The organism is Flavobacterium piscis (assembly GCF_001686925.1).
GTDB lineage: Bacteria > Bacteroidota > Bacteroidia > Flavobacteriales > Flavobacteriaceae > Flavobacterium > Flavobacterium piscis.
Window position 1 is genome coordinate 12,520 of record NZ_LVEN01000035.1, and the last position, 26,569, is coordinate 39,088.

Here is a 26,569-nt window from a genome sequence, read left to right on the forward strand (position 1 = left end):
CACAAAAAAAACCATTCGGCGAAGCGAATGGTTTCTTTTAAGATTATTTTTAACACAATGGGCTAAAAGTCATTATCAGGAATTAAACCTTCGCTATTGTTTTTTGGCTGTGTTTCATTCTTTTCTTCTTTTTTATCAGACTTCTTTTTGTCTTTTTCTGCATCTTTTTTATTGGAGAATTTTACAAAATCAGGGTTTAGATATGAATCCTGCAGATCATCTGAAGAGCTTTTGATGGCTCTTTCTAATTTATGATTCTTAAATAATTTATTGACCAGTTCGCTAAAAGTATCAAAATCTACTTCATACGAAATACCGACTCCTTGCGTATAACCAATTCCCTGTCCTATATAATTGATATCGTTTTCTTTATTGAACAAACGAAGATTCATCGATCCGTCTTCGTTCACACGGTATAACATTTCAATATCTCCCACAATTGCGGACTCGTTTACACCGCCTATAGGTACTCCTAATTTTCCGTTTATGGTTATTCTTTCGTTTACCTGCGATGTTATATTCGCCACAAATTGACCATCGGCTTCCTGACCTATTCGTTTATCTGCCGATATAAAATTCAAATCGATATTGATCTTATCGTTGTCTGATTTAATAATCCCGCCTAATAAACTAGCAGCAGTTTCTGCAAAGGTTCCTGACAAATCGCTTTGATTGAATCCGTCCGGACTCATAAATGATCCTGTCGAAAGCAAATACAAAGCCTGCGTCTGACGAACGTCTTTATCATCTAACTTATATTGTATCTCTGATTTCAAAACATTACTCACAGAAGGAAACTGAATATCAAAATTAGGTTCCGGACTTGTTAAATCTCCCCTTAAACCAATTACAACCTCTACCGGCACTTTTTTATTGAAAGATGAATTATCTAATAAAACAGCCGGATTTGCAGATGTTTTATAAACGGCTTCAAGATTCAATTGCGCCTTCATAGGGTTTCCTTCCCAAATAATAGAGCCTCCTTTTTTAACAGCAAATTTTTTATCTATTAAACCTCCGTATTTAAAATTATAAGTTCCTTCATAGGCCTGGAAATCTCCCCACATATTAAATTTACCCAGTGTATTGATTTTAAACAACAACGATCCGTATCCTTTTCCTTTCATACCGTGACCGGAATTCCTGTCCAGAATTACTTCAACCTCGGCATCAGGCGTAATATCAAAATCAAATTCTAACTCAAGACCATTGTAATTTCTTGTTTTTTCGACAATACCATTGGCTAAGTTGTATTTTTCTTTTGGCGTTACAAAATGTATCCAGCTGCTTTCCCCAACACTTTGTGCGTTGTTTATAGGAATCTTAACTTCAGTTCCTTTCTCAGACTTAGCATCTACTTTTATAAATAGATTTTCTGTTGGACCTTTGATACTTGCTGTACCGTTTATAAAAGCTGTACCAAAATAAGCCGCATCTTCACTATCTTTTGTATCTAATGCCAGTAATCGTTTTGAGGTTATGGTAAGATCAAGCTTCCAGTCACCAAAATTATGATGTTCGATACTTCCGTTCAGCAATCCTTTGGTTCCGTATTTGGTATCTGTTAACTGATTGTTTCTGAATAAGAATTTTTCATCTGTTAAATCGATAACTGTTCGGTCGCTCAATTCGTAATCGGTATTAAGATACGGAACTGTCATTCCCGCTTTTTCTACGTAGAGCCTTCCGTTTATTTCGGGTTTTTTAAGATTACCTACAACTGCAGCATTTCCGGAAACCGATCCTCTTACATTTGATAAAACATCTCCTCCCACTGTACCTAAAGTAGCCAGATTAAATCCTTCGAGTTTTAAATTTAAATCTAAAAAAGTCTCCTTATTTTCGATTGCGAAAGTTCCGTTGGCTCTAAACGATTCTGTAAATCCATTTTGAATGGATGAATTTATGGTAAACTTTTTGAAACTTTCATCTCCGGAAATATCGAATTTTAAGGTTCCTAAATCTACTTTATTCAAATTAAGATGATCTATCGAAATGGCTGCCGTGGGCTGATACACATTCTTATTCTGTTTATAATTGATGTTACCATTCAAATTACCATTAAATACAAATTTGGAAGTTAATGGCGTAATTTTATTAATATCAACATCTTCAAAATTAAGGACGAGATCTTTGTAATCGTTTCCTTTGATTACACCATTCAAATCAATTTTCTGATTTTCATGGGATAAAATGATATTATCAATAGTGAAATTTTTAAAGAACTGATCAAATACAATCTGGTTATCCTCACCATCATCTTCGTTTAAATACCATATATAGTCTTTAAACTTCATCTCGGATTTCTTAATCCCAACGATATTATTTTTGTTCTTATCTATAGTGTGGTACAAATCGAGATTAAAATAATCTTCTCCTTTTGATCCTCCCTTAAACTCCGATCGAACAAACAGCGTATCTTTTGCAGTAACATTAATTAAATTAAAATCACGTATTTTATAGTAAGGCGTTTTTATACTATCTAACTCGACATAGGCATTGTACAGTGTGTTTTTATTATCAATGCTAATACGAATGTTGTCGAATGTATTTTTTGCCGCAGTAATTTTCTGAGATTTAAACCTAAATTTAAATTCCTGTAAATCCGAATCTATTTTCCCACGCACTACTGTACTTGAGTCTATATTAATTTCAGGATATAACATTTCGACTACTTTATCATAAACATGAAAGTTAAAACGCAAAAACTGGCCTTTTTTTACTTTATAAGGTTTATAATTGGTATATAAGCTACCAACCGAATTCATAACCAGCTTATCTAATTGCCCAAACTGAAATTTACCTACTATCTCCCCTTTTACTACATCATCTGAGCTAATGGTTATGGTACGCAGTTTATCAGCGTCGAAATTCGAACTTACCGTTACTTCATCAAAGGTGTAAGTAGCTTTAGGATTTTGGTAAACAGCATCTCTAATTAAAACGGTTCCCTGAAGGTTTTCTATAGAATTTCCGGTAACTTCAACTACTGCATCTCCGCGGAAATGAGAAATAGAATCGTTTAAGATTTTCAGTTTTCGAAGATCAGCATTCTCTACATTAATATGAAAATCATACTTACTTTCGCGTTTACTTAAATCTACTAATCCATCAAAAGTTAAACTTAAATTTGGATCATTTACAGAAAGCTGCCCTTTATAATAAGGCAATTTAAAATTACCGTTTACTACGATATTATTATAGGTATACTTATTATAGTCTAATTTGGCAATATCTCCTTTTATAATCGTATTAAGATATTTCTCTGTAAAACCCTTACCGTCAATATCTAAATTTAAAGTTGTTTTGCCAATATCTTTTCTATTCAATAAAGCACCTACATTAAAATTATCCAAAATAATATTTCCGGAATAAGATGCTCTATCAATAAAATCGATATTATTCATATGCAAATCTGCCTGACCATTCCCCAGATCTGTAACCATTTTAAAGTTGGCTTCTAATGCCGTGGTTGAAACTTTTGCTTTACCAACAATATTAAATTTCCCCAATCTTTTAAGTTCTTTAGGAAGTTTTTTACCCAAAATACCTGGCAGTATCACCACTAAATTATCATAACTGGAAACCAGCTTGTCGAATTTACCATCCATGGCAAACTTTTGAGTTTTGGTACCCAAAAGGTTTTTAAAATTTATGGTTCCGTTAATTTTAGAACCATTGGTATCACTTAGATTAAGATGTCTTAAATTAAGATCATTTAAGGTTCCTTTGATCTTGGTTTTTATTTTAAAATGCTGATTTTTACCCAATCCGTCGAAAAAATAACGAATATCGTTTGAAGCAATCGAAGCCGAATCTAATGCAACATCAAATTTTACTTTATCTGTAAATTGAAGAAAATCTCCTACGTTATAATTTAAGATCGCTTTTCCGTAAATCGAGGTTCTTTTGGTTTTTATAGCAAGGTTTTCAACTTTAATCTGTTTTTTGGTATAACTGAATTTACCTGCAAAGTTGGACACATATAAGCCGCGATGATCTAAAAAAGAAAAACGATGAATGGTCGTGTTTACATCCGGACCGTATAATTTAAAATCACTGATATAAGCGTTTAGTTTTTTAAAGTCAAGAAATACAGGTGTGGTTTTATTTTCATCAACAACAGAAAAAGCACCTTTTGAGATGTAGGCATTTCTGGCTGTCAGCAAAAAGTGTTTACTTGATTTGGCTCTTTCCGGACTAGTTTCAAACAATTTAATAAACTTATTTATATTGTTTTCGTTCTCGTTTTTATAGGTTTTCAGATTAAAAATCAATCCTGTTAAACGAAGATCACCAAAAATCAAATCACCATCCAGCGTTCTTTTAATACTTAAAATATCAGTTGTAATGATATCAGAGTAAATTAAAGTTTTGTTGTGATGGTCCAGAATTAAAACCTTCTTAAGTTTTACTCCTCCAAAAATATTGATTGCAACTTTCTCTACACTAATTTTAGTTTTAAAATCAGCGTTTAAAGATTCTGTAATGTATCTGGCAATTTTTGTCTGAACGATAGGTAAAGCCAAGGTGATAGCAAGTACTAACAAAAGTAAAATTAACCCAATTAGGGTTCGTGATATTATTTTCTTTACTTTTTTGATAACTGCTTTTATTTTAGTTTTCTTTTAAATTTATTTTGAACAGACAAAGAACGACTGTTTTTGATAAAAATTCTTTAATTTTGGCTTCTCCTTATAATAAAAGAAAATTCAAATATTTGATTTGTCAAATATAATTCAAAATTCGTGCCTTTATATGCAAAATTCAGAGGTTTTTATTCTTGCCATCGAAAGTTCATGCGATGATACTGCTGCCGCGGTTTTACATAACGACAAAGTACTCTCAAATGTTGTGGCCAATCAGTTAATTCACAACCAATATGGTGGTGTTGTTCCCGAATTGGCTTCGAGAGCGCATCAACAAAATATTGTTCCTGTAATTGATGCAGCGCTTCGCAAAGCAAATGTACAAAAAGATCAACTAACTGCCATCGCCTTTACACAAGGTCCGGGTTTAATGGGATCTTTGCTTGTAGGAAGTTCTTTTAGCAAATCATTATCATTGGCATTAAAAATTCCGTTAATAGCTGTAAATCACATGCATGCGCATATTTTAGCCCATTTTATAGATGAAGAAGGTTTTGATAAACCTGAATTTCCTTTTCTGGCCTTGACCATTAGCGGAGGTCATACTCAAATAGTAAAAGTGAACGGCTTTTTTGACATGGAAATTATTGGCGAAACCACTGACGATGCGGTTGGAGAAGCTTTTGACAAGAGTGCTAAAATTCTTGGACTGCCTTATCCGGGCGGGCCTTTGATCGATAAATACGCAAAAGAAGGAAATCCGAAAGCATTTGCATTTACCAAACCTAAAGTTCCGGGATTAGACTTTAGTTTCTCCGGATTAAAAACAGCGATTTTATATTTTATTCAGAAGAAAAAGCTGGAAAACCCTAATTTTATCGAAGAAAACCTGAATGATATTTGTGCCTCTATTCAATATACTATCATTGAAATTTTGATGGATAAATTGAAATTGGCAGTAAAAGAAACCGGAATTACACAAATTGCCATTGGCGGAGGCGTTTCGGCAAATTCAGGTATTAGAACCAGATTAAAAGAAAGTGAAGGAAAATACGGTTGGAAAACCTTTGTTCCCAAATTTGAATACACAACCGATAACGCTGCAATGATAGGAATTGTAGGATATCAAAAATATTTATCAAGTCGTTTCGAAACTTCAGCAGTGGTTTCTAAAGCGCGAATTCAATTTTAACTATGCAATTATTTTATAATACTGAAATAGACGAATCAACTGAAAGCTTTTCTTTTGATAAAGAAGAAAGCCGACATATAATAAAAGTTTTACGAAAGAAAGACTCTGATATTTTACATGTTACAAATGGTTTAGGTTTATTGTTTGAAACTCAAATTACATTGGCTTCTGACAACAAATGTATCGTTCAGGTACTTTCGATAAAAAAAACCGACGAACCTAAATTTCGTCTGCATCTTGCCGTTGCCCCAACCAAAATGAACGATCGTTTTGAATGGTTTCTGGAAAAAGCTACCGAAATTGGTATTCAGGAAATCACACCAATTATTTGTGACCGCTCTGAACGTAAAGTGATTAATTTAGAACGTTTTGAAAAGATTATTCTTTCGGCCATGAAACAATCTAACGAAACGTATTTGCCTAAATTAAACGAAGCCATTTCGTTTAAGGAATTCATTAAACAAAAAAACGAAGGTTTGCAATTGATCGCACATTGCGAGGAAACGGATAAAAAGTCATTAAAAGATATTTTAAAACCAAATCAAAGCGTCACGATGCTTATTGGTCCTGAAGGTGATTTTTCTGAAAAGGAAATTGCACTGGCTTTAGAGAATAATTACCAACCGGTTACTTTAGGAAATACGCGTTTAAGAACCGAAACTGCCGCAATTGTTGCTTGTCATAGTGTTGTTTTTTTTAATGAAAGTTCTAATTGATTAAATAAGTAATCTTATAGTTTTGTCATTTCGACACAGGAGAAATCACACGCGGGATTCGACAAAGATTTGACCATATACTCTGCGGAATTTCTAGTGTGATCTCTCGTTACTCGAGATGACAAAAAAAGTGCCTATCGCAAATGGCAAAAAAATATAAAATTGGTATGAAAAAAATATTTCTTTTGTTTTTATTAGTTTCCATTTCCTCATTTTCACAGGAAATCGCTTTACTTAAATACAGCGGCGGCGGGGATTGGTACGGAAACCCAACCTCATTACCTAACTTAATTAAGTTTTGTAATGCCAACATTAACACCAGAATAAAAGGAAAACCATCAACTGTTGAGCCTGGTAATCCTGATTTGCTTTCGTACCCTTTTGTGCACATGACAGGCCACGGAAATGTAGTTTTTAGCGATGCAGATGTTAGCAATCTTAGAAATTACCTAACTGGTGGAGGTTTTCTTCATATTGATGATAATTACGGAATGGATCAATATATTCGAAAAGAAATTAAAAAAATATTCCCAAATAATAACCTAGTTGAGATTCCGGCAACTCATCCGATTTTTCAAAAGCCTTATCCTTTCCCTAACGGATTACCCAAAATTCATGAGCATGACGGAACCCGCGCACAAGCTTTTGGAATTTTCGTAGAAAATAAATTAGTATTACTTTATACATATGAATGTGATTTGGGCGACGGTTGGGAAGATGCCGAAGTACACAATGATCCTTTGGCTGTTAGAGAAAAAGCCCTAAAAATGGGCGCCAACATTATCAATTATATTTTTACCAACTAAACCGGAACGTAAAGAATTAAAAATTGAGAATTAAAAATTAAAAATCCTCATTGCTCTTACGCTAGCTAGGAGTTTCACATCTTTAATTCTCAATTTTTAATTCTCATTTTTAATTTTTAATTCTTAATTCTTATAAAGTGCAACTTACTCACGAAGAAAACCAATTTGAAAGAAAAACATTTCCTATCACATTAGTTTGTGATCATATTTACTTTCAGCAAAATATAGGTTCTCTTTTTAGAATCAGTGAAGCATTTGGAGTCGAGAATATTATCTTTTTAGGAAAAGATATTCCGCTAACTCCCCGAAAAATAAACAAAACTTCCCGAAGTACGCATCTTCATGTACCTCATACCGTAATAGAAGAAACAACCGAATTAGTGGATTATCTTCTTCAAAATAATTTTGAAATTATTGCACTGGAAATTGCAAGTAATAGTAAACCATTAAAAGAAGTTGTGATTCCTGACAATCAAAAAATTGCACTTTTGATAGGAAGTGAAATTGACGGAATCTCTAATGAACTTTTAAAAATCTCGAATCAAATTGTACACATTAATATGTTTGGAAAAAACTCCAGTATGAATGTTGTCCAGGCTGCCAGTATTGCTTTGTACGAAATTACTAGTATCTAATTTTTTTGTTTAAATGTTAAATTTGACTAATTCGAAAGCAATCCTTTTACAAACGGCAAACAAAACCTCGATTAAAAGTAAATAAATACGTTAAAATACATCAATAAAAATATTAAGTAAGAAAAAACATCTTAAAAAAATAATTGATATTTTTGTAAGAACTAGATTATACAAGGGTTTATAAATTTCTGACAAATAAATCATTATAAAAATTTGGCTACAAAATGATTTTGTTATAAAATTGCGGAACAAACAACCAAATGTAATTTTTTATAACAAAAACCCAAATTATTATGAAAAAAGTTCTTTTTTCCGCGGTAACAGCCCTATTGCTGTTTTCTTGTCAAAATGACCAATCAGAATCAACAGATTCAGAAGCAACAGTTGCATCAACCCGCCGCGTATGTGCATCTCAACAAGTGTTAGATGACCAGCTGAAAGCTGATCCTACATTAGCGATCAGAATGAATGAAATTGAAGCTTTTACTAACAAGGCCCTGATTTCAGGAAAGCTTGTAAACGGAAAAGTTCAAATTCCTGTTGTAGTCAATGTCTTGTACAGAACTGCTGCACAAAACATTTCTGACGCACAAATTCAAAGCCAAATTGATGTCCTTAACAAAGATTTCAATGCATTAAACTCAGATTACAATAGTGTACCTGCCCTATTTTCAGGCGTAAAAGCCAACGTAGGAATTTCATTTGTTTTAGAAAAGATCAATAGAAAATCGACTACGAAAACTTCATGGGGAACAAACGATGCCATGAAAAAAGTAGCTCAGGGCGGTTTAGCACCTACTTCGCCAACCACAAAACTTAATTTATGGTCTTGCGCAATTGGTGGCGGAATATTAGGTTATGCGCAATTTCCTGGAGGAGCATCTGCTACAGACGGAGTTGTAATTGATTCTAAATATTTTGGTTTATCAGGTGCTGCAAATGCTCCTTTTAACTTAGGACGTACTGGTACTCACGAAGTAGGTCACTGGATGAATTTACGCCATATTTGGGGAGACGCTAATTGCGGAAGCGATTTAGTAGCTGATACTCCTACTCATAATGAGGAAAATTATGGTGTACCTGCTTATCCTCACTACAGTACTTGTTCAGGAACTCCTGTAGAGATGACGATGAACTACATGGATTATGTTGATGATAATGCTATGTACATGTTCTCTAACGGACAAAAAAACAGAATGGCCGCCATCTTTGTTACAGGAGGTGCAAGAGCTGCTTTTGGAATCTAAAAAAACAGATTAAAATAAGGAAGTGAAAAGCGGGATGAAATCATCTCGCTTTTTTTTGTTTATCCCTTAGTTTTAAAAGCTTTTTCCTATATTTATAATCTAAAATCAAAATATGATCACATCTAAAATTATATCTAACGGAATCTTAAGAGCTTTAGCAACTATATTAATTATTACTGTCGTTTTATATTTTCTGTACACGATACAAACCGTAATTGTTTACTTGTGTATTTCCTTACTATTGTGTTTAATTGCAAATCCGTTAATACAATTCTTAAAAAATAAACTAAAATTTAGCAATTCACTGGCCGCCACTATAGCCTTAATCCTTTTTATTTTGGCAATCGTTGGTTTTATCTTTTTATTTGTGCCCTTGATTATTTCTCAGGCCAATAATCTCTCTTTGCTGGATACACAAAGTTTGCAGCGACAGTTTATGCAAACAGAACGCAGTATCGAAGCGTATTTTAATATTCAACATGTTGATTTAAATAAAGTTTTAAAAGATTCTAAAATCACTTCACTTATTGATTTTAGCTATTTTACCATTTTTCTAAATTCAATATTAGGGTTTTTAGCCGATATGGGAATGGGATTGGTTTCTGTTTTCTTCATTACGTTTTTCTTTCTTAAGGATCAGGATTCATTTAAAGAAAGTGCGCGTAAAATTCTTCCGGATAATAATGAAGATAAAATCATCAACTCTGTTACAAAAATCAACCACTTTTTAACCCGATATTTTATTGGATTATTATTGCAATTAACCGTTGTTTTTATTTTATATCTAATTGTTTTAATGATTTTTGGAAATAAGAATGCTTTTGTAATTGCTTTTTTATGTGCTATCTTAAATATCATTCCTTATATAGGTCCGATAATAGGAACTACTCTGGCCGGCATTTTAACCATGATTAGTATGATTGGAAGTGACTTTCAGACCGAAATTTTACCTAAAACCATCTATGTAATCATAGGTTTTTTACTAGTTCAGGCAATTGATAATAATATTAGTCAGCCTATAATTTCATCAAAAAGTGTAAATTCGCACCCGCTGGAAATATTCCTGATTACTATAATCAGCGGAATTACTTTTGGGATTGTCGGGATGATTATTGCTATTCCGGTTTTTACAATGGTGAAAGTAATTTTGAAAGAATTTTTTCCTGATAACAAAATCGTATCTGTATTAACCGAAAGAATTTAGCATTGAACACTTCTATTTTAGACCAAAAAATCCAGAAATTTATAACTCAAAATAGTGGTGCCTCAATTACAAAATTAGCGCTTCAGAAAAATCCTTTTCCTGAAACAGACTGGATTTTGATTTTAAATCAAATCGAAGCAAAATCTAAAGCAAAAGATAAATTACCTACCTGGTTTAAAACAGAGAATATTATTTATCCAAGTAAAGTTTCTGTTGAACAAACCTCATCTGAGAAAACGGCTGCTTATAAAGCTTCACTAATATCAGGCGAAAGCTTAATTGATCTTACGGGAGGTTTTGGCGTGGATGATTATTATTTTACCCAACACTTCAAAAACATTGCACATTGCGAAATAAATGAAGAATTATCAAATATTGTAAAGCACAATTTCGAACAATTAAAAGTAAACAATTGTACATTTTATGCAGATGATTCAACAAATATTTTAAACCAATCTGATGAAAAATGGGATTGGATATACATAGATCCTTCCCGAAGAAGTGATGCAAAAGGCAAAGTTTTTATGCTGAAAGATTGTTTGCCAAATGTTCCTGAATTATTGGATTTTTATTTTGAAAAAAGTGATTCTATTTTAATAAAAACTGCTCCTTTATTGGATATTTCAGCGGCTTTGTCTGAATTAAAATTCGTTAAAAACATTCATATTATTGCCCTTGACAATGAAGTAAAAGAATTGCTTTTTGAAATTCACAATCATTACAAAGACGAAATTCGAATAAAAACAGCCAATATTCTAAAGGAAAAAATCGAAACTTTTGAATTTATTTTGGGCGATGATACTATTTTTCCGTCGTATCATTTGCCTCAAAAGTACGTTTATGAAGCCAATTCGGCTATAATGAAATCCGGTGGATTTGATGAAGTTAGTGCTTTTTACGACATCAATAAACTGCATAAACACTCTCATTTATATACATCAGAAAATTTAATCGATTTTCCGGGACGAACTTTTGAAATCGAAAAAGTGATTGGGTACAGCAAAAATGAGATGAAAACGGAGCTTGCCAACCAGCAGGCGAATATCACTACACGAAATTTTCCGGACACGGTAGAAAACATTCGAAAAAAATGGAAAATAAAAAATGGAGGAAATTTGTATTGTTTTTTTACAACTGATAAAAATGATAACAAAATAGTTTTAATTTGCAGAAAAATAACTCAAAAATGAAACAACTAATTACTCTAACTTTTTTTTTATTAACGATTACCGCATTTGCCCAAAAACCATGTGAATACAGTGCCAATGTAAATGACTCTATTGGTAGTTATAAAGTAACCAATGATTACCTTATTAGCGAAAAATATTTTGGAGGAACATTTGATTATGTTTTCTTTGCCTTAGCACAAACAGATGGTTTGCCTACATTAAACCTGCAGCTTATACAGAAAAGTAAAGATTTTATAAAAGCGAATTGTTTTGATAAGAATTCGAAAATCTTTTTGCAATTAGAAAACGGAAAAATAGTTACCCTAATGCATATCGACAGAGAAAATTGTGGTACGCTTATTCACGATGACAAAGGTTTTGATAATCGTATCACAACGGGCATTTTTATGTTTATGAAAGATAATTATGAAGAACTGAAAAAATCTCCTGTATCGATTATGCGAATTAAATACCTGACCACAACAGAGGATTATATTGTAAAAAGAGAGCTGACATCTGAGTTAAACGGAAAGGTTTACAAACCCAATACCTACTTTATGGAAAATATGAGATGTGTTGAATAATTAATCACATTTCCAGGTTTGGTTGGAGACTTTATCTTTTAAACCAATCTTTAAATTATAATGCCACCACTCTGAATCAAATGAATTGAAACCATTTTTGATCATCACGCTTTTAAGATATTTTCTGTTTGCGATTACAGGAATGGGCAGTTTTTTATAATTATGACTGGCCTGAATTCCAAAGAAGTCAAATTTAGTTCCCATTTCAAGCTCTATTCCATCGGCATTTACTAACGAAATATCTACGGCTCCTCCTCTATTATGGATGGAGCCTTTTTTAGGATCTGCAACATACTCTGGATTGGATACTATCTCCCACATTTTCTTTTGAATGGATAAAGGTCTGTAACAATCGTATATTTTTATTTTGCACCCATTCTTCATAAATTCTTTATTGGCCGCTATAAGCGCCTGAACGGTCTTGTAACGCAATACACATTCGGCACAATCGTATACTTTTGCTTTAAGAAAATTATCTTCGGTAGCGTATTTCATATCATAAATAAAATCTTTGCTGTAATCTTTTAAATTTACAAAAGTGGTGTCTGCAATTTCCTGTTTCTGAGGTTCTGCATACACTTCGTTTTGGGCTTTTGCATTAGGCACAAACAATATGATACCGAAGATTACTAAAAAACGAAATTTTGAAGATGTGCTTATTTTCATTGTAAAATGTGTTGTATGATGTAAATATAGACATAAAAGTGTTGTACAAAAAATGCAATTTTAGATAATACTTTATTAATCTTTGTACTTTAAACTATGATCTTTAATTATTTTCTGGCTTTTGAGTTTAACGGGTTTGGGTAATTGTTTCCAGTTTTCATCGTGTTCAATTTTATAAATATCATCTTCATTACCTGAAGGATAATAAGCTGTTGCTTTAGATTTTACGAAAATCTGATTCACTGATTTTTCAGGAATTGTATAAATAATTTGTTTGAACGGCTTTGCATCCAGTCCATCGCTGTCTCCCATGTACGACAAATAAAATTCAGGTTTACCGTCTTTATCTTCATCGCTAATAGTACATTTTTGATAATCAAATTCAGGCCAATATACGACATTGCCAAAATCCTGAAATTTGGCTTTTTCTATCAATCCTCCGTGATCATGCAATAAAACAAAAGCATATAAATTATGTTCGCTAAAAACTATTGTATCCTTAGGTTTACCCTTCATATCACTATGTTTCCAGGTTTCTTCTTCATGAACCCATTTTTTTGTTTCAAAATTATAAACCTCACCAACGGCGCCATCTTTATAATCAATCATACGGCTGAGTTTGCTGATCTTCTTTTTAAAAATAAATTCAAAATGACCGTACTGGCTTTCGCAACGAATAATCATTGTTGTTTTGCCATATGATTTGCTTTCATAATTAAACTCCCCATCCGGAATGGCTTTGCTATATTTTAGGGAATCTTTAGGATAATAGCGTTGTACTATCAAAGGTTTTATTTGAGCTGTGACTGAATTTACAAAGACTAAAAAAAGCAGTAAAAAAAGGTAATTTGGTTTTAATTTCATTTTTTTTATTTTTAATGTAAAGCCGCACTAATTTACCATAGTAGATTATCAATCATAATTTTAATTGATTTTCTTTACTATATTTCCTTCCTTGTCGGTTATATTTGGTTTATGGAGTTCGTGCCATCTTTTTACAAAGGAATCAATATTTGCCATGTCTTTTATTACCAAATTCCTTAATTTATTCAGCTGTTTTTCAAAACTGCCTTGCGTGGTATACTTTCCTATTTTATACTCGGGTAAAAAAAGCATGTAAAACAAAGGAGGGCCTTTGTAATCATCGCTCCTTAATTGCATACGAGTGGAATCATTAGGCGGCAGGTGAAAATGTATTCCGTCACACTCTTTCAAGTCTGAAATTGAATTTATCTTTTCATGAAGTTCGAAAATATTCAAGTCTATTTTAATATACTTACTTTCTCTCATAATGTCAACTGTAATATCGAGCAAATGATTTTGATCTGTCAGCTTGCATAATTCATACGAATATCCTCTTATATTCGAATCGTATTCACCATACCAGGATGTTTTAAATGGTGATCTTACAAATCCATTTTTTTCAAGTTCGGGAATGCCATAGTCTTTAAAAATCGTATTTCTTGTTGTCAGAAGTTCTTTATCTGATATTTTAAATTTATCTTTCATGTTCTCCAGATATCTAAACGATTCGAAAATTACATCGTTGGATAGTGATTGTTTAATTCTTTTTTCTTAGATCCAAAAAAAAACAACATTACTTGTGTACTATATCCCAATTTTCAAGTATGTAAGTATTACAAATACCTTTTTTAACTTGTGCTACAAAATAATAGTTTTCAAATTTACCATTATCTTTAATATCTTCCATTATTGGCTTAAAACCATTTACAAGATTAGTTTTTCCTTTAAACTTATAAAATATAGTTCTGTTTTTTGAATAAGTGGATATACCTGTAATTTCACATTTTTCTGAACTTACATGACTTTCTTTCGAATTGTAAATTGTATAATAATTAAATGGAATTAAAATTATTCCGGAAACAAAATAAGCAATTACTGCTATTTTAAGGCCAATTATTACTAAGAACAAAGGCTTATCCTCTTTTTCAGTCTTACTATACTCTTTTTGTATTTTTCGATATTGCCAAATAGCAACAATAACAAGTACAATTGCCAACGCAGTAAATAATAGCCAATAGGGATAATTTATAATTACATCTTTTGACTTGATAAAGAAAAAATAAACCAATACGAATCCTATTAACTTAATCCAATCGATAATAGTTAGTTTACTTTTTATTTTAGCTTTTTTATTTTTCATTTGATACGGATTCATCCCCAACTTTAACTATAAAAAAACCATCATCTGACTCTACTAAAGAAACTTTAGTTTTAAAATTTCTTTTTGTTATGTTTATCATAGAATCCTGAAAATCTTTTATATCGGAATGAATTCCATAATATTGAATTAAAATATATCCTTTTCTAAGTACTAAACTATCATTATAAAATTTTAAATATCTAGAATACTCTTTTACATAGTCTTCAGCTTTTACTTTTTTGCAAGTTCCTGATAAAGCAAAATTAAAAATATATTCACCTTTTTTAAAACGCATTTGATAAGCACTACAATCCTCTGAAATATTTTTTTCTGTTAATGTATAAGGATCTGGCCTTCCAATTTCTTCATCTTTATTTTTGCATGATAGCATTAAAAAAGAACTATAATAATTAATGTATATTTCATATGCGTTTTTTTATAATAAACGGCTTTTTTAAACTTTAAAACTTAATGGCAGATATGGTAATAAGATTACTTTTTTTTTAAAACTATCTATAAAAAAACTTCAATATTCCTTAATCTGGTATATAGTAATCATTTATAAACTCTTCTATCAAAAAACGCATACGTTCTAAAGAATGAGAATCAGCAGCACTATAAAATCTAATGATTCTTTCACTATCAATATTTCTTAAGCATTTCTCAGGGTGTTTTTTATGAATAAAATCGCTAAAAGAGTCAAAAAAAATCAATAACTATTGAATCATTTTTACCAATTGAATATCCCTAAAAAAAAATAAAGAAAGATTCAACATTTTGAATTGAAAAAATTGCCGGTCTTTTTGCAACAAGTTGAATTAAATCGATATTTTCTATTTTAAAATCACTTTGCATTTTGGTACGTATTAAAAATTGCGAATGCGAAGTCAGGAGATTTCGCATAGCTTTTCATTAGAACTCTTCGGCGATCGGATTTTACAAACTATATTAATCTTTATACACTTTAAATAATTCTTCATCCACATATATTTTATAAGTGTTTGATCTGTAACCCGCCATAATTAACGGTCTGATTTTTTCTATTTTTATATGGTGCTTTTCAATTGTCCCCACTTCAAAATCATATATTTTTGAAAGATTAGTTGAATAAAGTCGAAAATCACTTTTAACTTTTTTTCCGTTGACAATAATTTTAACATTACCCCAGAACTTATTAAAACTATAACTTATAATCTGCTTTTCTTTTTCTCCTACTTCAACAGTAAACTTCATTTCTTTTTGAGTATAAATTAATTTAATTTTCTACGCTTTCCTCCATCACTAAATTCTTCATCTTTGTTTCTCTTCAAATGAATTTGATTAAAAGTTATAATCCTATATAGAAAGCTAAATTTATAGTGTTTACAGCCATAAAAAAAAATCTTTATAAATGTAAATTTCCTTTTCGCCATTCATTCAATGTCGTTTCTGCAGTAAGTGAATGTATTCCCGATGTTTTTTCAATACTTTCCAATGCTTTTATGGCCTCTTTTTCATTATACGACAATAAGTAACTAGCGGACCATAAGCGAACACCAACTGATTCATGTGATAAAAAATTTTCTAATTTGTTGATTGCATTTTCATTTTTTAAAAAATTTGCAGCTAATACAATTTTAGCATGAAATTTATTTCCTGTTTTATAATCCCCTTTCTCTGTTGCTTCCGATTGATTGACGGAGGCTTCTTCAAAAATTGATAATGCTGTTTCTATGTCTTTAATTTTCATCACTGTTCACTAAATTTTTTAATTATTTTAACTCCAAAATCATATTGCTCCTGAAAACTTTTCGTACTTAACCATTTTCTCACAGTTTGCCCACCTGTGAAGGGTTGTTTAGAAGAATAGTATCCTGAAATTTTAGCATGGATAGTTCCCGCACCATGGTCTAATTTTATTAGATTTTTAATATTATGAATTTTCTCCGCACCAAATTTAGCAATATTATCTGCATTTTGCTCAACAATATGGTGCCATGCTTTATCTTTTCCAGCCGTTCCATAAACTTTTTTAAATGCATTAAAAGAGCTAAATCCTTGAACTTCTTGTGCTACTTTTGGTGCTTTGCTTAATGATTTAGCTGCGCCAACTCCACCAAGGGCAACAGTAGCAACATCTGCACCGGTTGCAATATTTTCTGCCGTATTTTCATTTGCGCCAGCAGCTGTGGCTGTGGCTTTTACCCCTTTATGAAGTAATGTAGTTTGATTTTCACCAGTTATCATCTGATTAAAACCAGTGACAGTATTATCACAGCCATTAGCCAATATTGCGTATCCAACCACTGCACCGATTCCAGTTTCTGCTGTGACGACACCTCCAACTCCTCCTACAACTGCTTCAACAACTCCTCCCACCATTTGAACTGCCCCAAATGTTCTTGTCCAAAATTTGGATTGTTTACCATTTGGGTCGTAAAAAAGTATAGGGTTTTGATAACAATATCCATAAGAGCTTAAATTTCTACTATTATAAAGCCCTCCATTATGATCTCCGTCAAAATAAAATTCATCTTCAAACGTAGGATTATATACTGCCAGCGGATCAACATTTAACCATACGCTTGTTTTAGCATCATAATATCTCGCACCAAAATACGATAAATTCGTTTCTCGATCAAGTTCTTTCCCATTAAATAAATATGGCGAGCTAAATGATGAGCTATGCTCTTCAAACAAAACCTCTCCAAATGCTATGTACTCGACATGCTGTGAAATAGAGCCATTTTTTGCAGTAATATAAGATGTGCTTCCTAAATGATCCGGATGGAAATAAAAAATATCGTTCTCAGGTAAACCAATTCCTGTAAATCCTTCACCAGCTTTAACAGTAGTGGGTTCTATAGGGTGACCAAATTGTACAGGAGGACCAGGCACATCACCAGGTGCATTAAAAACGGGGTTGCGTGGCCAGCCTTCCGGTGGTTCTTGGTTTTCTTCCACCGGTTTTAGTGCTTCACTAGGATACGGATCTCCAGTAAACTCAGGAGTGGCATAAATGCCTTGCTGAGTGGGAGGTCCCGGAGGTACCCCCAAGCTTTTTACGTAATTATCCAAGGCCTTTTGTTGTTCGGCAGTTAGTTTTGTATAATTTACTCCCCCTGCGGTTATACCCAGTGGTTGTGCAAAAGTTCCGTTACCCAACTTGCTTACTATACGTCCTCCACCTTCAAAATAATGTTTGGTAAACTTTCCTTTACTTATTACAAAATAAGGACTTACATAACCCGTATAGTCATCTGTGTGTACAATCGTCGCTGCTGTTTCTCCATTAATAGCTACATTTTGAGAATCTCCGGAGCTTTTAATCACTCGCTCACCCTCTGCATCATAGGTATATTGATGTATTCTACCATTGTCATTAATACCCATTAAACGATTTTCCTCATCCCATGTCATTTTTCTGAAACTCTGGTGCTCGCTATAACTTGTTGGGTTTCCATTGCCATCATATATATATTGTCGAGGTTCAGGTTTTCCTACTTCGATAATCTTGTTTGGTGCATTTGGATGCAGTTCGTTATCGTAGTTATAATCTAGAACATACCCTTTCTGTTCGTTATTTACCGTGTGAACTAAGTTTTTACTGACAATATTATGCATTTTGTTGTAACCCATATTGAGTTCATAACTTGCCTTGGTGAATTCGCCCTGGTACGTGGCTTTTGCTGACTTTAACCTATAAAAATCATCGTATTCATACTCATGATTTGACATTCCACCCAAGGTATTGTTTACAATAGGAGAGTTATTTTTTATACCTAAAACATTCCCAACCAAATCATAACTATAAGTGTTATTCATTATTTGTCTTGCTCCGCTTTTTACTTGCAATTGTTGTAATCTGCGTAATACAGGATCATATGTATAATTGGTTTCGGTATCGTTACCATATTTTAAATATTTACGCTGCTCAAACTCATCATAACTCAATTGTTTGATGTAATCGTAGGTATGACTTTCTTTTTTACCCTGCATACTCTGAAGATTTCCGGCGCGGTTATAAGTATATTCCACAGCCTCACCATCAGGATAGGTCATTTTTTGAATTCGGTTCCAGGTATCGTATTCATATTGCGAAATATAGGTTTGCACATCAGTAGGGGTAATACGGAGTGTACGGATTTCTTTTTCAACCTCCCCTAATTTGCCATAAAAATATTCCTGACCACCACTGGCATCCTGTTTAAACCATAATCTTCCTCGGCGCGATGCTGTTCCATCGGCTTTGCCATAATTGTACTGCACATTGTTCTGTGGGTTTTTAGGATATTTAATGGTTTCTAATCGATTATAGTCGTACTCATATTGTATAGCCCCTCTATTCGGCACAGTATTTTTAATATCCTGAGTAATGCGAAAAATCAGATTGCTGGCTAAATCGTATTGAAAAGATGTCGTTCCAAAGTCAGGATTCGTAAACTCAATTCGCCTGCCTAACCAATCGTAATTACTTTTAGTCACATGATTTGTAGGATCCGTAACCTCAGTAATTTCACCTAGCGCATTGGTATCAAACTTAGTCAACAAATCATTTTGCATGCTCGCTATATTCTGACCTGTCGCACCTGTATAGATTTGACTGGTATTGTTTAAGGCATCTGTTTGACTTGTGTGCAATGTTATTTGTCCATTATAGCTCTCCAATGTAAAAACAGTGCTGTTTGTGGTTCCGTCGGGCAAGGTCACTTTTACTGCACGACCTATTTCGTCGTACTCCGTTTTAGTTGGTGTCAATGTCGACACGGTATTACTAAAATTATTATCTATTGCAGTCGTAATCGTTGGATAATAATTATCTGTTGGTCGTCCTAATCCATCGTAAATAACTTTTCCTGAAACAATCTGTCCCTCCTGATCTGGACTACCAGTTTGCGTAAATAAACTAGCTGTTTTTTTTACTTGTAGCGCTCTACCTAATCCATCAGTATAGGTATAAGTTTCGATATCTTTATCCAATTCAGGATCGTAATTACGCGTTTTCGCATACGGCACTTTCGCTTCCGGAAAGTACTCATATGCAATGGTGTATGTTTTTCCAGATGCTATTTCATAAGGACCTCTTATGGTAGACATACGTCCTTTTGCATCAAATGTATAAGTGGTATTTTGATCATTGCGATCTGTTGTCTTGAGTACTGTTCCAAAACGGTAATCATATTCTATTTTATTCTGGTACCCAAAAGCATCTTTTATTTCGATTAAATGACTGTGGTTGTCTGTATCGTAAATATAATCTAGAGTCATGCGCTGTCCTTTGTAGTTGCTTGCTCCAGTAAGTTTTTTTAGGTTACCGTAAACATCATACTCAATATCAGTAATCCCAATTTTATCAGCTGCGCTATAATTTCTTATTTGAGTAACTTCTGCTGTTGTGGAATTGATAGTCGTAGCTCTTTTGCGGCGCAATCCTTCAGTTGTAAAAACTTCGAGTTGCTTTGGAATTCCACCATAGTAAGGTGTTGTACTTTCGTAATAACTAACTTTTGCCGTTACTTTATCATCAGCAGAACCATTTCCTAAATCTTCGTATTGAGTGATATTTCCGTTGGCATCATATTTATTAAAGATATTGGTTTCCAAATAATCGCTACCACCTTCATACATTTTTTGATTGACATGAACGAGTCCTACAAAAATGCGTTTGGCATCACAGGAAGGTAAGTGAAGTTCCGATACCGAAACACTAGCCTGCGTATTTACATCTATAAAACTATATTCGTTTTCAGATTCCTGACGCATTTTGTTATTTTTATCTAATGTATAATTATGCTTCAAAAGATTTTTTCGAAAATGATCCCGATTATAAAACTCCTGAAAAGATGTTAAAAAAACCGAATTATTAGTCGCATCAATTTGTTCCTTAATTACTTTTCCAAAACCGTAAAATTCTCTTTCTCGGCGATCGTAATAACCGTCTTCGTATCTGAATTTTGCAATAGAATGATCTATACCATCGCCTAAATGTCCGTCAAAAACATCTACGGATTGCAACACCCATTTGGCTGAAGGATTTTCATAACTTGGTTTTAGTAACTCATAATCGATTACATAACTATTTCCTGCACCATTGGTAACGCCTTTAAGTTTGTTTGTTCTTTTGATGTTGGAAAGACGAACCACCAAATGATCTTCATCTTCAGAAAGAACATAATCCACGTTTCCGTCACCATCCATATCATTAAAAGTAGCTTCGGTACGTGAGGTACTAAAACCAGCAGAAGCACCGAGACTAGGCGTAATTCTAATCAGGAAAATAGGAATATCATAACTAAAACCTGTACTAAGGCCGTAATTCGTACTATTATTTTCATTCATTCTTGAATACTTAGGATACTCAACAGGTGCCATAAAGCTATCGCCCATATTTAAAGCGACCATCATTTTACCACCACTATAAATCACTTTATCGGTAAGTCCGTCTGAGTTAACGTCAAGCATTAAAGTTTTAGAATTGTCTGTTCCTTTTCCAAAATTGAATCCTCCAGTAAATGAACCTGATTTATATGACATTCCGCTAGAAGGACTTATCGCCCAATTCTCAGAATAACCCGTTGCAATACCATCGAAATTCCATTTTTCTTCGGTTAAAAACCCATAACCTGAATTTAAAGCTACTTCTCCAGTTTTCTTGATTCTGTCAGCAAGTCCGTCACCATTAATATCAATATGCATATACTGAGACTCATCTTCATTGGTTCCCATATTACCGGATAATGACATAGTTGCCGAAATACCTATTGATTCCTCTACAGATCTCATCTCGTTTACCATTGAGCAATTACTATCTGAAACGGCTACCATCTTTTGAACCGTTTTTGTAAATCCATGCGAATAACTTCCATCGGAACTAATACCATCTGATTTGCTCTCTCCATGACTGTAATTGTAAATTTCGGCTTTTTGATTACTTATTCCACCTATCGGAGAAGTAAACTGTACCTCTTTTCCACGAACATAATCAGGAAAACGGTCACCATTAAAATCAGCCATAGTTTGGGTAACATAACTTTTCCCATCCCCTTTACTTCCTCCCGGTCCAAGCGGTCCTACTTTTAGTCCGGCTGAATAACTGGTACTTTCGTTCTCACTTAAGATATTTAATGCCATAGTCCCTCCGCCGTCGAGACTTGGCAGACTTGCATCGAAATAAGAGGCAATATCATCTTCGCCAAGACGCGAAGTTCCCATAAATCTGCTATCGATAAAAGTGGTTTCTTCAAGACCAACCATATTATTTTTAGCATACATACTTTGCATGGCTACAAAATATACTTTAGCAATATCATAACCTTGCTGCTCTGTTTCTGATTGGTTGTCAGGATCTAAGTTTGGTTCGGCATTATAAGCATCCGATGTTTTTAATTGAGACACCACTACCAAATCAGAAGCAAAAGCTCCTGTATTATTAATAACAAATCCGCCCCACTCTCTGTGCCCTAATCCTAACTGCAATTCTTCAGCAAAAAATGGCGAATAAACAGCGTATTTATTCGTATCTGAAGACCAGGTTGCTGCCAAATCTCCTAACACATTTAAATAAATTGGCATTTGAAAAAGAGCAGCACAATATTGAGTTATCGCATTAGTTTCCAACTCAGGAACACTAATTTCTAAATCAATTGGCAATCCGTTTATAACTTTTGAAAAATCAGTTACCGGTTCTAAAACAGTCAAATCTTCCTGTAAAACGGCATTCACCATTTTGTAATATTTTCTGGCTACTAATTGGTTATTTTGCTTTGCCGTAATGATTACATTACCATTTAATTTTGTTTTAAGAGGATTAAATCCGAGAATTAAATTAAGATCAGTAGCTGCTAAATTAATGGAAAGAATTCCATCAATAGTCGAACTTTTTTTCTCAATAAGATAATTTCCCAGTCGTTTTTTATAACGCTGCAAATACACATCTATTTTTTTATTCTCAGATACAGCCGGTGCCACAGCAGGCATATTTATCGAAGGATTAAAAGTAATGGTGTTCCAATTTACATTTGTCTTACTTTCTAAAACAAAACGAATCTGCGAAGTTGCATTATTATTTAATACTCCAATGGTACTCATATTAAAATTAGCAACTTGATTTGCATTAAACTTCTTTTCGTATAGCACTGTTTCAACCGCTCCTGCATCCAGGTTTTTTCTAAATATTCGAAGCGTTACATGGTCTGATGTAATAGGCTTTATCAAAGATCCCGCAAAAGAAATAGTACCTGCCGAAACTAATAAACCTGAATTTGTGCTGCTTAAAAAGTCTTTCTCGGCATCATAATTTTTCAATGAATATAAGTTGGCATCTACAGCATCATCAGCTATGGGTAATAAACTACCAGTATTGTCATTTATCGTAACATATGAAATCTTTGGACTCCATAATATCTGATCAAAACTTCCATCCAAAACAGAACTTACCCTAAAAAATAGCTTTTCCCCTCTTGTTACAGTAATTAAGTCCTCTTTGGTTTTACTATTATAATCGTCTGCGGCAATAGCTTGCTTCCATACTAAACCATTCCCTTGCTGAAAAAACAATTGCACACCATCGGCTTTATCTTTTCCATCATTGGTTAGATATTCCGTTCTTTCTTTTGATAAATCTTTTTGTAATTCATAGGTATGAGAAACTCTGATCTGTCCGGTTACTGGTGCTTCCCAAATACGAACCACATCATGCAGTGGATTTTTAACCTGCATCTCCTCGAAAGTCATTGCAGGTGCCGGAAAACTCAGACTAAGTTCTCCATCTCCTGAAACTGGTGAAGGTGTACCTGTACTGCTAGTTTTAAAAGTTGGAATTCCATTAACTAAACGGTTGTAATAAACCTGCCCGTTATTGGCAAAGTCAACTAACCCGTCACCGTTAAAGTCCATAAAATAACTTTTGGTTTTGCTATTGGTATATTGTTTATCAAAACCAACACTAGCACTAACTTTTGAATATCCTATAACTAAATCTACTCCCCAATTAAAAGTTTTACTGGATGAATTTCCTATGTTATTTAATGAGATTTCCTGAATTTCACCAAAACCATTAGTTCCCTGGTTCGAAAGATTCTTTCGATAATAAACATTATCTCCTTTTCTAAATACTTTGTCCGGAAGCTGATCACCATCTAAATCTTCCAGGGTTACAATAGTTTCAGATGATCCCCAACTGTTTCCTCCGTGTGCTCCGACAGTATTTTGCTTGAAATTTCCAGAATCGGCAGATAACCCAACTCCAATTCGATAATTTATTCCTGCTGATTTACCATTCGAACTATTACCCAGCGTGTGTTTTCCCGAAACATCAACATTAGGTAAAATATTATTTTTTAAATGGTCATCAGGCACACTCCAATTCTGCTCCGGCCCAAAAGGATTATATTTCCCTGAAGCATCACGAACATCATCAAAATAATCCATTGTATTAGTATAAAACAAATTTGATTCAGAATCATATTCAGATATTGATTCCAGCAATGTTTTCTTAAAAGCGCCTTCTTTATACTTTAGCTCATAACTGCGAACCATATCGCTTTTGTAGCGTACTTCGATTTTGCGTAATAACTGGTTGTTGAGTTGTTTGAAACCTAATCTTGCCGAAACCTGAACATCAGCACGGTTGGCTTCGCCTAAATCACTGTTTTTTACAAAAGTGACGCTGTAATTTCCTTTTTGTGAACCAAAACCGGTATAATATACTTTTTTAAGATAGAGTTCTCCGTCCTTTTTATCGTATTCGTATTCAACTGTATTTCCTTTTAAATCGACCTGAAGACATAGTGCCCAATGTCCGATATTGCCGGATCCATCCTGTAAAACTGCATCGGTTGAAAGTCCTGACGCATTTCCCCCGTAATAACTTGCTACTCCGCTTTTGTCTCTTACTACCCAATAATAATTTTTAGGAGAGGATCCTTTACGGATAATTTGCTGGAATGCTCCTTCACGTCTTGGGTAAAATTGTTTGTCGGTGGTTCTTCCCACCCATTCGGCTCTGTGCGAATTGGGGATTAATTGTTCTCCGGCTATTGCATAAGTTTCAGTTTCTTTTGATGCATCGTATCGTGGTGCTCCCCAACGGGTTTCGATACTTACTGCAGGTGCCGAAATATCCCAGCCCATACCTGCCCAACTATGACCGCCATCGCTATCATATTGAAGGTTAAAAGAAGGCTGCATACCGCCTCTTCCGTTTGGAATTACGATTGAAAATCCTGTACTGGCCGTTCCTCTTCCGTTTGCAGAAGGTGGCGCGATAGACTGAATTCCAACCAGCGGACTCGCCGCTTTTAAATCTTTGATACTTGTTGGAGTATAACCTGAAGTCTCGGGAGATTCCGGCATTTTTATAATTCCGGCAATAAAATCGGTAAAATGAGTGGTTCTGGCCTTAATAATTCCTTGTTTGATATCCAAAGAGTCTTTGGTTACTTCCTGCCATAATCTTTTATTTTCATCAAAATAAAAGATATTAATGTCTTTCTCGGTATAACCTTCCGGGATTGTTTTTTTGTCATAAGGCAATGATAAGGTTACAGCCTTTTCGAAAATAGTTCCGTGTGGCAATAACCTGAAACCTGCATTGGTTCCTGTAACGTTTACCATGGCAGAATTTAGCGGTGCAATGTCTATTTTTCGAAGTCCGCTTACCGATACTTTTACATTTGTTTTTAAAGCTCCAACAGGAAAAACTGCAGAGAAATCTTTGTAATCTAATGTATTAACGGTTTCAATATTGATGGTTTTAGCAATACGCTCTTTTGCATTTTCGAGTGGTCTGTAACCCGGAACTTTCAAAAATTGATTGAGTTCTAATTTTTCATTTACAATAACTCCGGTAGCCGTTTCTTTGGTTACTAAAATAGATTTTCCTGTAGTTGCAGCATCCAAAACCAATTCGAATTCCGGCTGGTTGACATCAATGGAAATTCCGCCAATGCTCATTTTTCTGATTTGAGAAGGAAAATTGGTTCCCTTTATATAAAGTTTATTGTCTGATTTTAATAAAGTAAAGTCAGCCGAAGCAAGAGCAGTTTTATAAACAATACGAACATTTTTTATTCGGTATGAATTTGAAATTCCTTCGGGAGCCGTAAACAATACAACGTTGTCTCCTTCTCGCAATGACTTTTCTGAAAGTAACTCCGATTGTTTGCTCCAGTTTTTATTTTGAGATACAAATTGCCCTCCAATACTAGGCTGATTGTTTAAACTTCTTGAAATAGAAGCTGCCTGATCGTAACCGTACAAATCGTATTCCAGATACGCATTTTCTTCCTGAGATGGCAAAGCATCTACTTTTAAATGAAAAACATTATCGTAGGCATCATCAACATCAGATTCATCCTTTATTCCTATAATACCTTCGGCAATATCTGCACTAAACGACTTTGTGTTTTTAGTTTCGTTTTTAAGAATCGCTATCGAATCTGCTTTTGCTTTTTCGATAATCAATTCGTCATCATTACCTTCAGTAAATAAAGAAACTATTTTGTAGGGACCAAAATTGGCAGCAAACAAAAAAGAACCTATTAAAAATACCAGTATTATAATTTTATTTTTCATAAAGCAGGGGTAATCAATTATGGGGCAATCTGTTTATTTTTTCA

17 protein-coding genes are annotated in these 26,569 nt (G+C 33.6%); 8 read left to right on the forward strand and 9 right to left on the reverse strand.

Annotated elements, in window-relative coordinates:
• Positions 1-62 precede the first annotated feature (62 nt).
• Entirely contained in the window at positions 63-4,550 is a 4,488-nt protein-coding gene (locus tag FLP_RS14935; protein WP_243397563.1) for a translocation/assembly module TamB domain-containing protein, read from the reverse strand.
• Positions 4,551-4,758: 208 nt separating this feature from the next.
• Here FLP_RS14935 and tsaD point away from each other — a divergent pair, with 208 nt between their 5' ends.
• From tsaD to FLP_RS14975, 8 genes are all read left to right on the forward strand, one after another.
• Positions 4,759-5,781 (forward strand): tRNA (adenosine(37)-N6)-threonylcarbamoyltransferase complex transferase subunit TsaD, encoded by a 1,023-nt coding sequence (gene tsaD, locus FLP_RS14940; RefSeq protein ID WP_065450331.1) that lies wholly within the window; start codon positions 4,759-4,761, stop codon positions 5,779-5,781.
• A 2-nt stretch (positions 5,782-5,783) separates the two neighbouring features.
• Positions 5,784-6,497 carry a 16S rRNA (uracil(1498)-N(3))-methyltransferase gene (locus FLP_RS14945; RefSeq protein WP_065450332.1) on the forward strand — a complete coding sequence of 238 codons (714 nt, stop codon included), beginning with the start codon at positions 5,784-5,786 and terminating at the stop codon, positions 6,495-6,497.
• A 167-nt stretch (positions 6,498-6,664) separates the two neighbouring features.
• On the forward strand, positions 6,665-7,303 hold the full coding sequence (locus FLP_RS14950; RefSeq protein ID WP_065450647.1) for a DUF4159 domain-containing protein: 639 nt from the start codon (positions 6,665-6,667) through the stop codon (positions 7,301-7,303).
• Positions 7,304-7,440: 137 nt separating this feature from the next.
• On the forward strand, positions 7,441-7,938 hold the full coding sequence (locus FLP_RS14955; protein WP_065450333.1) for a TrmH family RNA methyltransferase: 498 nt from the start codon (positions 7,441-7,443) through the stop codon (positions 7,936-7,938).
• Between the two features lie 293 nt (positions 7,939-8,231).
• Positions 8,232-9,185 (forward strand): zinc metalloprotease, encoded by a 954-nt coding sequence (locus tag FLP_RS14960; protein ID WP_065450334.1) that lies wholly within the window; start codon positions 8,232-8,234, stop codon positions 9,183-9,185.
• Between the two features lie 112 nt (positions 9,186-9,297).
• Positions 9,298-10,389, forward strand: a complete 1,092-nt coding sequence (locus FLP_RS14965) for an AI-2E family transporter (protein ID WP_065450335.1) — start codon at positions 9,298-9,300, stop codon at positions 10,387-10,389.
• A gap of 2 nt (positions 10,390-10,391) precedes the next feature.
• Positions 10,392-11,579 carry a THUMP-like domain-containing protein gene (locus FLP_RS14970; RefSeq protein ID WP_065450336.1) on the forward strand — a complete coding sequence of 396 codons (1,188 nt, stop codon included), beginning with the start codon at positions 10,392-10,394 and terminating at the stop codon, positions 11,577-11,579.
• Entirely contained in the window at positions 11,576-12,142 is a 567-nt protein-coding gene (locus tag FLP_RS14975) for a hypothetical protein (RefSeq protein ID WP_065450337.1), read from the forward strand. Before FLP_RS14970 ends, FLP_RS14975 begins: the two co-directional genes overlap by 4 nt.
• Here the strand turns inward: FLP_RS14975 and FLP_RS14980 are convergent, their stop codons facing one another.
• The 8 genes from FLP_RS14980 to FLP_RS15015 all read right to left on the reverse strand — a co-directional run bounded on the left by FLP_RS14980 (position 12,143) and on the right by FLP_RS15015 (position 26,525).
• Positions 12,143-12,808, reverse strand: a complete 666-nt coding sequence (locus FLP_RS14980; RefSeq protein WP_065450338.1) for a M15 family metallopeptidase — start codon at positions 12,806-12,808, stop codon at positions 12,143-12,145.
• A 75-nt stretch (positions 12,809-12,883) separates the two neighbouring features.
• Positions 12,884-13,672, reverse strand: coding sequence for a hypothetical protein (locus FLP_RS14985; protein ID WP_065450339.1), 789 nt, complete (start codon positions 13,670-13,672; stop codon positions 12,884-12,886).
• A 60-nt stretch (positions 13,673-13,732) separates the two neighbouring features.
• Positions 13,733-14,317, reverse strand: a complete 585-nt coding sequence (locus tag FLP_RS14990) for a hypothetical protein (RefSeq protein ID WP_065450340.1) — start codon at positions 14,315-14,317, stop codon at positions 13,733-13,735.
• Between the two features lie 88 nt (positions 14,318-14,405).
• On the reverse strand, positions 14,406-14,972 hold the full coding sequence (locus FLP_RS14995; protein WP_065450341.1) for a hypothetical protein: 567 nt from the start codon (positions 14,970-14,972) through the stop codon (positions 14,406-14,408).
• Complete coding sequence (locus tag FLP_RS15000) at positions 14,962-15,363, reverse strand: hypothetical protein (RefSeq protein ID WP_065450342.1); 402 nt, start codon at positions 15,361-15,363, stop codon at positions 14,962-14,964. The genes FLP_RS14995 and FLP_RS15000 overlap by 11 nt, the downstream gene beginning before the upstream one ends.
• Before the next feature lie 557 nt (positions 15,364-15,920).
• A complete protein-coding gene (locus FLP_RS15005; RefSeq protein ID WP_065450343.1) occupies positions 15,921-16,205 on the reverse strand; it encodes a hypothetical protein in 285 nt (94 codons plus the stop codon).
• A gap of 151 nt (positions 16,206-16,356) precedes the next feature.
• Entirely contained in the window at positions 16,357-16,701 is a 345-nt protein-coding gene (locus tag FLP_RS15010) for a DUF2019 domain-containing protein (protein ID WP_065450344.1), read from the reverse strand.
• Positions 16,701-26,525, reverse strand: coding sequence for a SpvB/TcaC N-terminal domain-containing protein (locus FLP_RS15015; protein ID WP_065450345.1), 9,825 nt, complete (start codon positions 26,523-26,525; stop codon positions 16,701-16,703). Before FLP_RS15015 ends, FLP_RS15010 begins: the two co-directional genes overlap by 1 nt.
• Positions 26,526-26,569 lie beyond the last annotated feature (44 nt).

Coding starts and splice junctions, on each gene's coding strand:
- FLP_RS14950 (WP_065450647.1), top strand. CDS start 6,665: ATGAAAAAAATATTTCTTTTGTTTTTATTAGTTTCCATTTCCTCATTT.
- FLP_RS15000 (WP_065450342.1), bottom strand. CDS start 15,363: ATGCTATCATGCAAAAATAAAGATGAAGAAATTGGAAGGCCAGATCCT.
- FLP_RS14975 (WP_065450337.1), top strand. CDS start 11,576: ATGAAACAACTAATTACTCTAACTTTTTTTTTATTAACGATTACCGCA.
- FLP_RS14945 (WP_065450332.1), top strand. CDS start 5,784: ATGCAATTATTTTATAATACTGAAATAGACGAATCAACTGAAAGCTTT.
- FLP_RS15010 (WP_065450344.1), bottom strand. CDS start 16,701: ATGAAAATTAAAGACATAGAAACAGCATTATCAATTTTTGAAGAAGCC.
- FLP_RS14995 (WP_065450341.1), bottom strand. CDS start 14,972: ATGAAAAATAAAAAAGCTAAAATAAAAAGTAAACTAACTATTATCGAT.
- FLP_RS14980 (WP_065450338.1), bottom strand. CDS start 12,808: ATGAAAATAAGCACATCTTCAAAATTTCGTTTTTTAGTAATCTTCGGT.
- FLP_RS14965 (WP_065450335.1), top strand. CDS start 9,298: ATGATCACATCTAAAATTATATCTAACGGAATCTTAAGAGCTTTAGCA.
- tsaD (WP_065450331.1), top strand. CDS start 4,759: ATGCAAAATTCAGAGGTTTTTATTCTTGCCATCGAAAGTTCATGCGAT.
- FLP_RS15005 (WP_065450343.1), bottom strand. CDS start 16,205: ATGAAGTTTACTGTTGAAGTAGGAGAAAAAGAAAAGCAGATTATAAGT.
- FLP_RS14990 (WP_065450340.1), bottom strand. CDS start 14,317: ATGAAAGATAAATTTAAAATATCAGATAAAGAACTTCTGACAACAAGA.
- FLP_RS15015 (WP_065450345.1), bottom strand. CDS start 26,525: ATGAAAAATAAAATTATAATACTGGTATTTTTAATAGGTTCTTTTTTG.
- FLP_RS14960 (WP_065450334.1), top strand. CDS start 8,232: ATGAAAAAAGTTCTTTTTTCCGCGGTAACAGCCCTATTGCTGTTTTCT.
- FLP_RS14985 (WP_065450339.1), bottom strand. CDS start 13,672: ATGAAATTAAAACCAAATTACCTTTTTTTACTGCTTTTTTTAGTCTTT.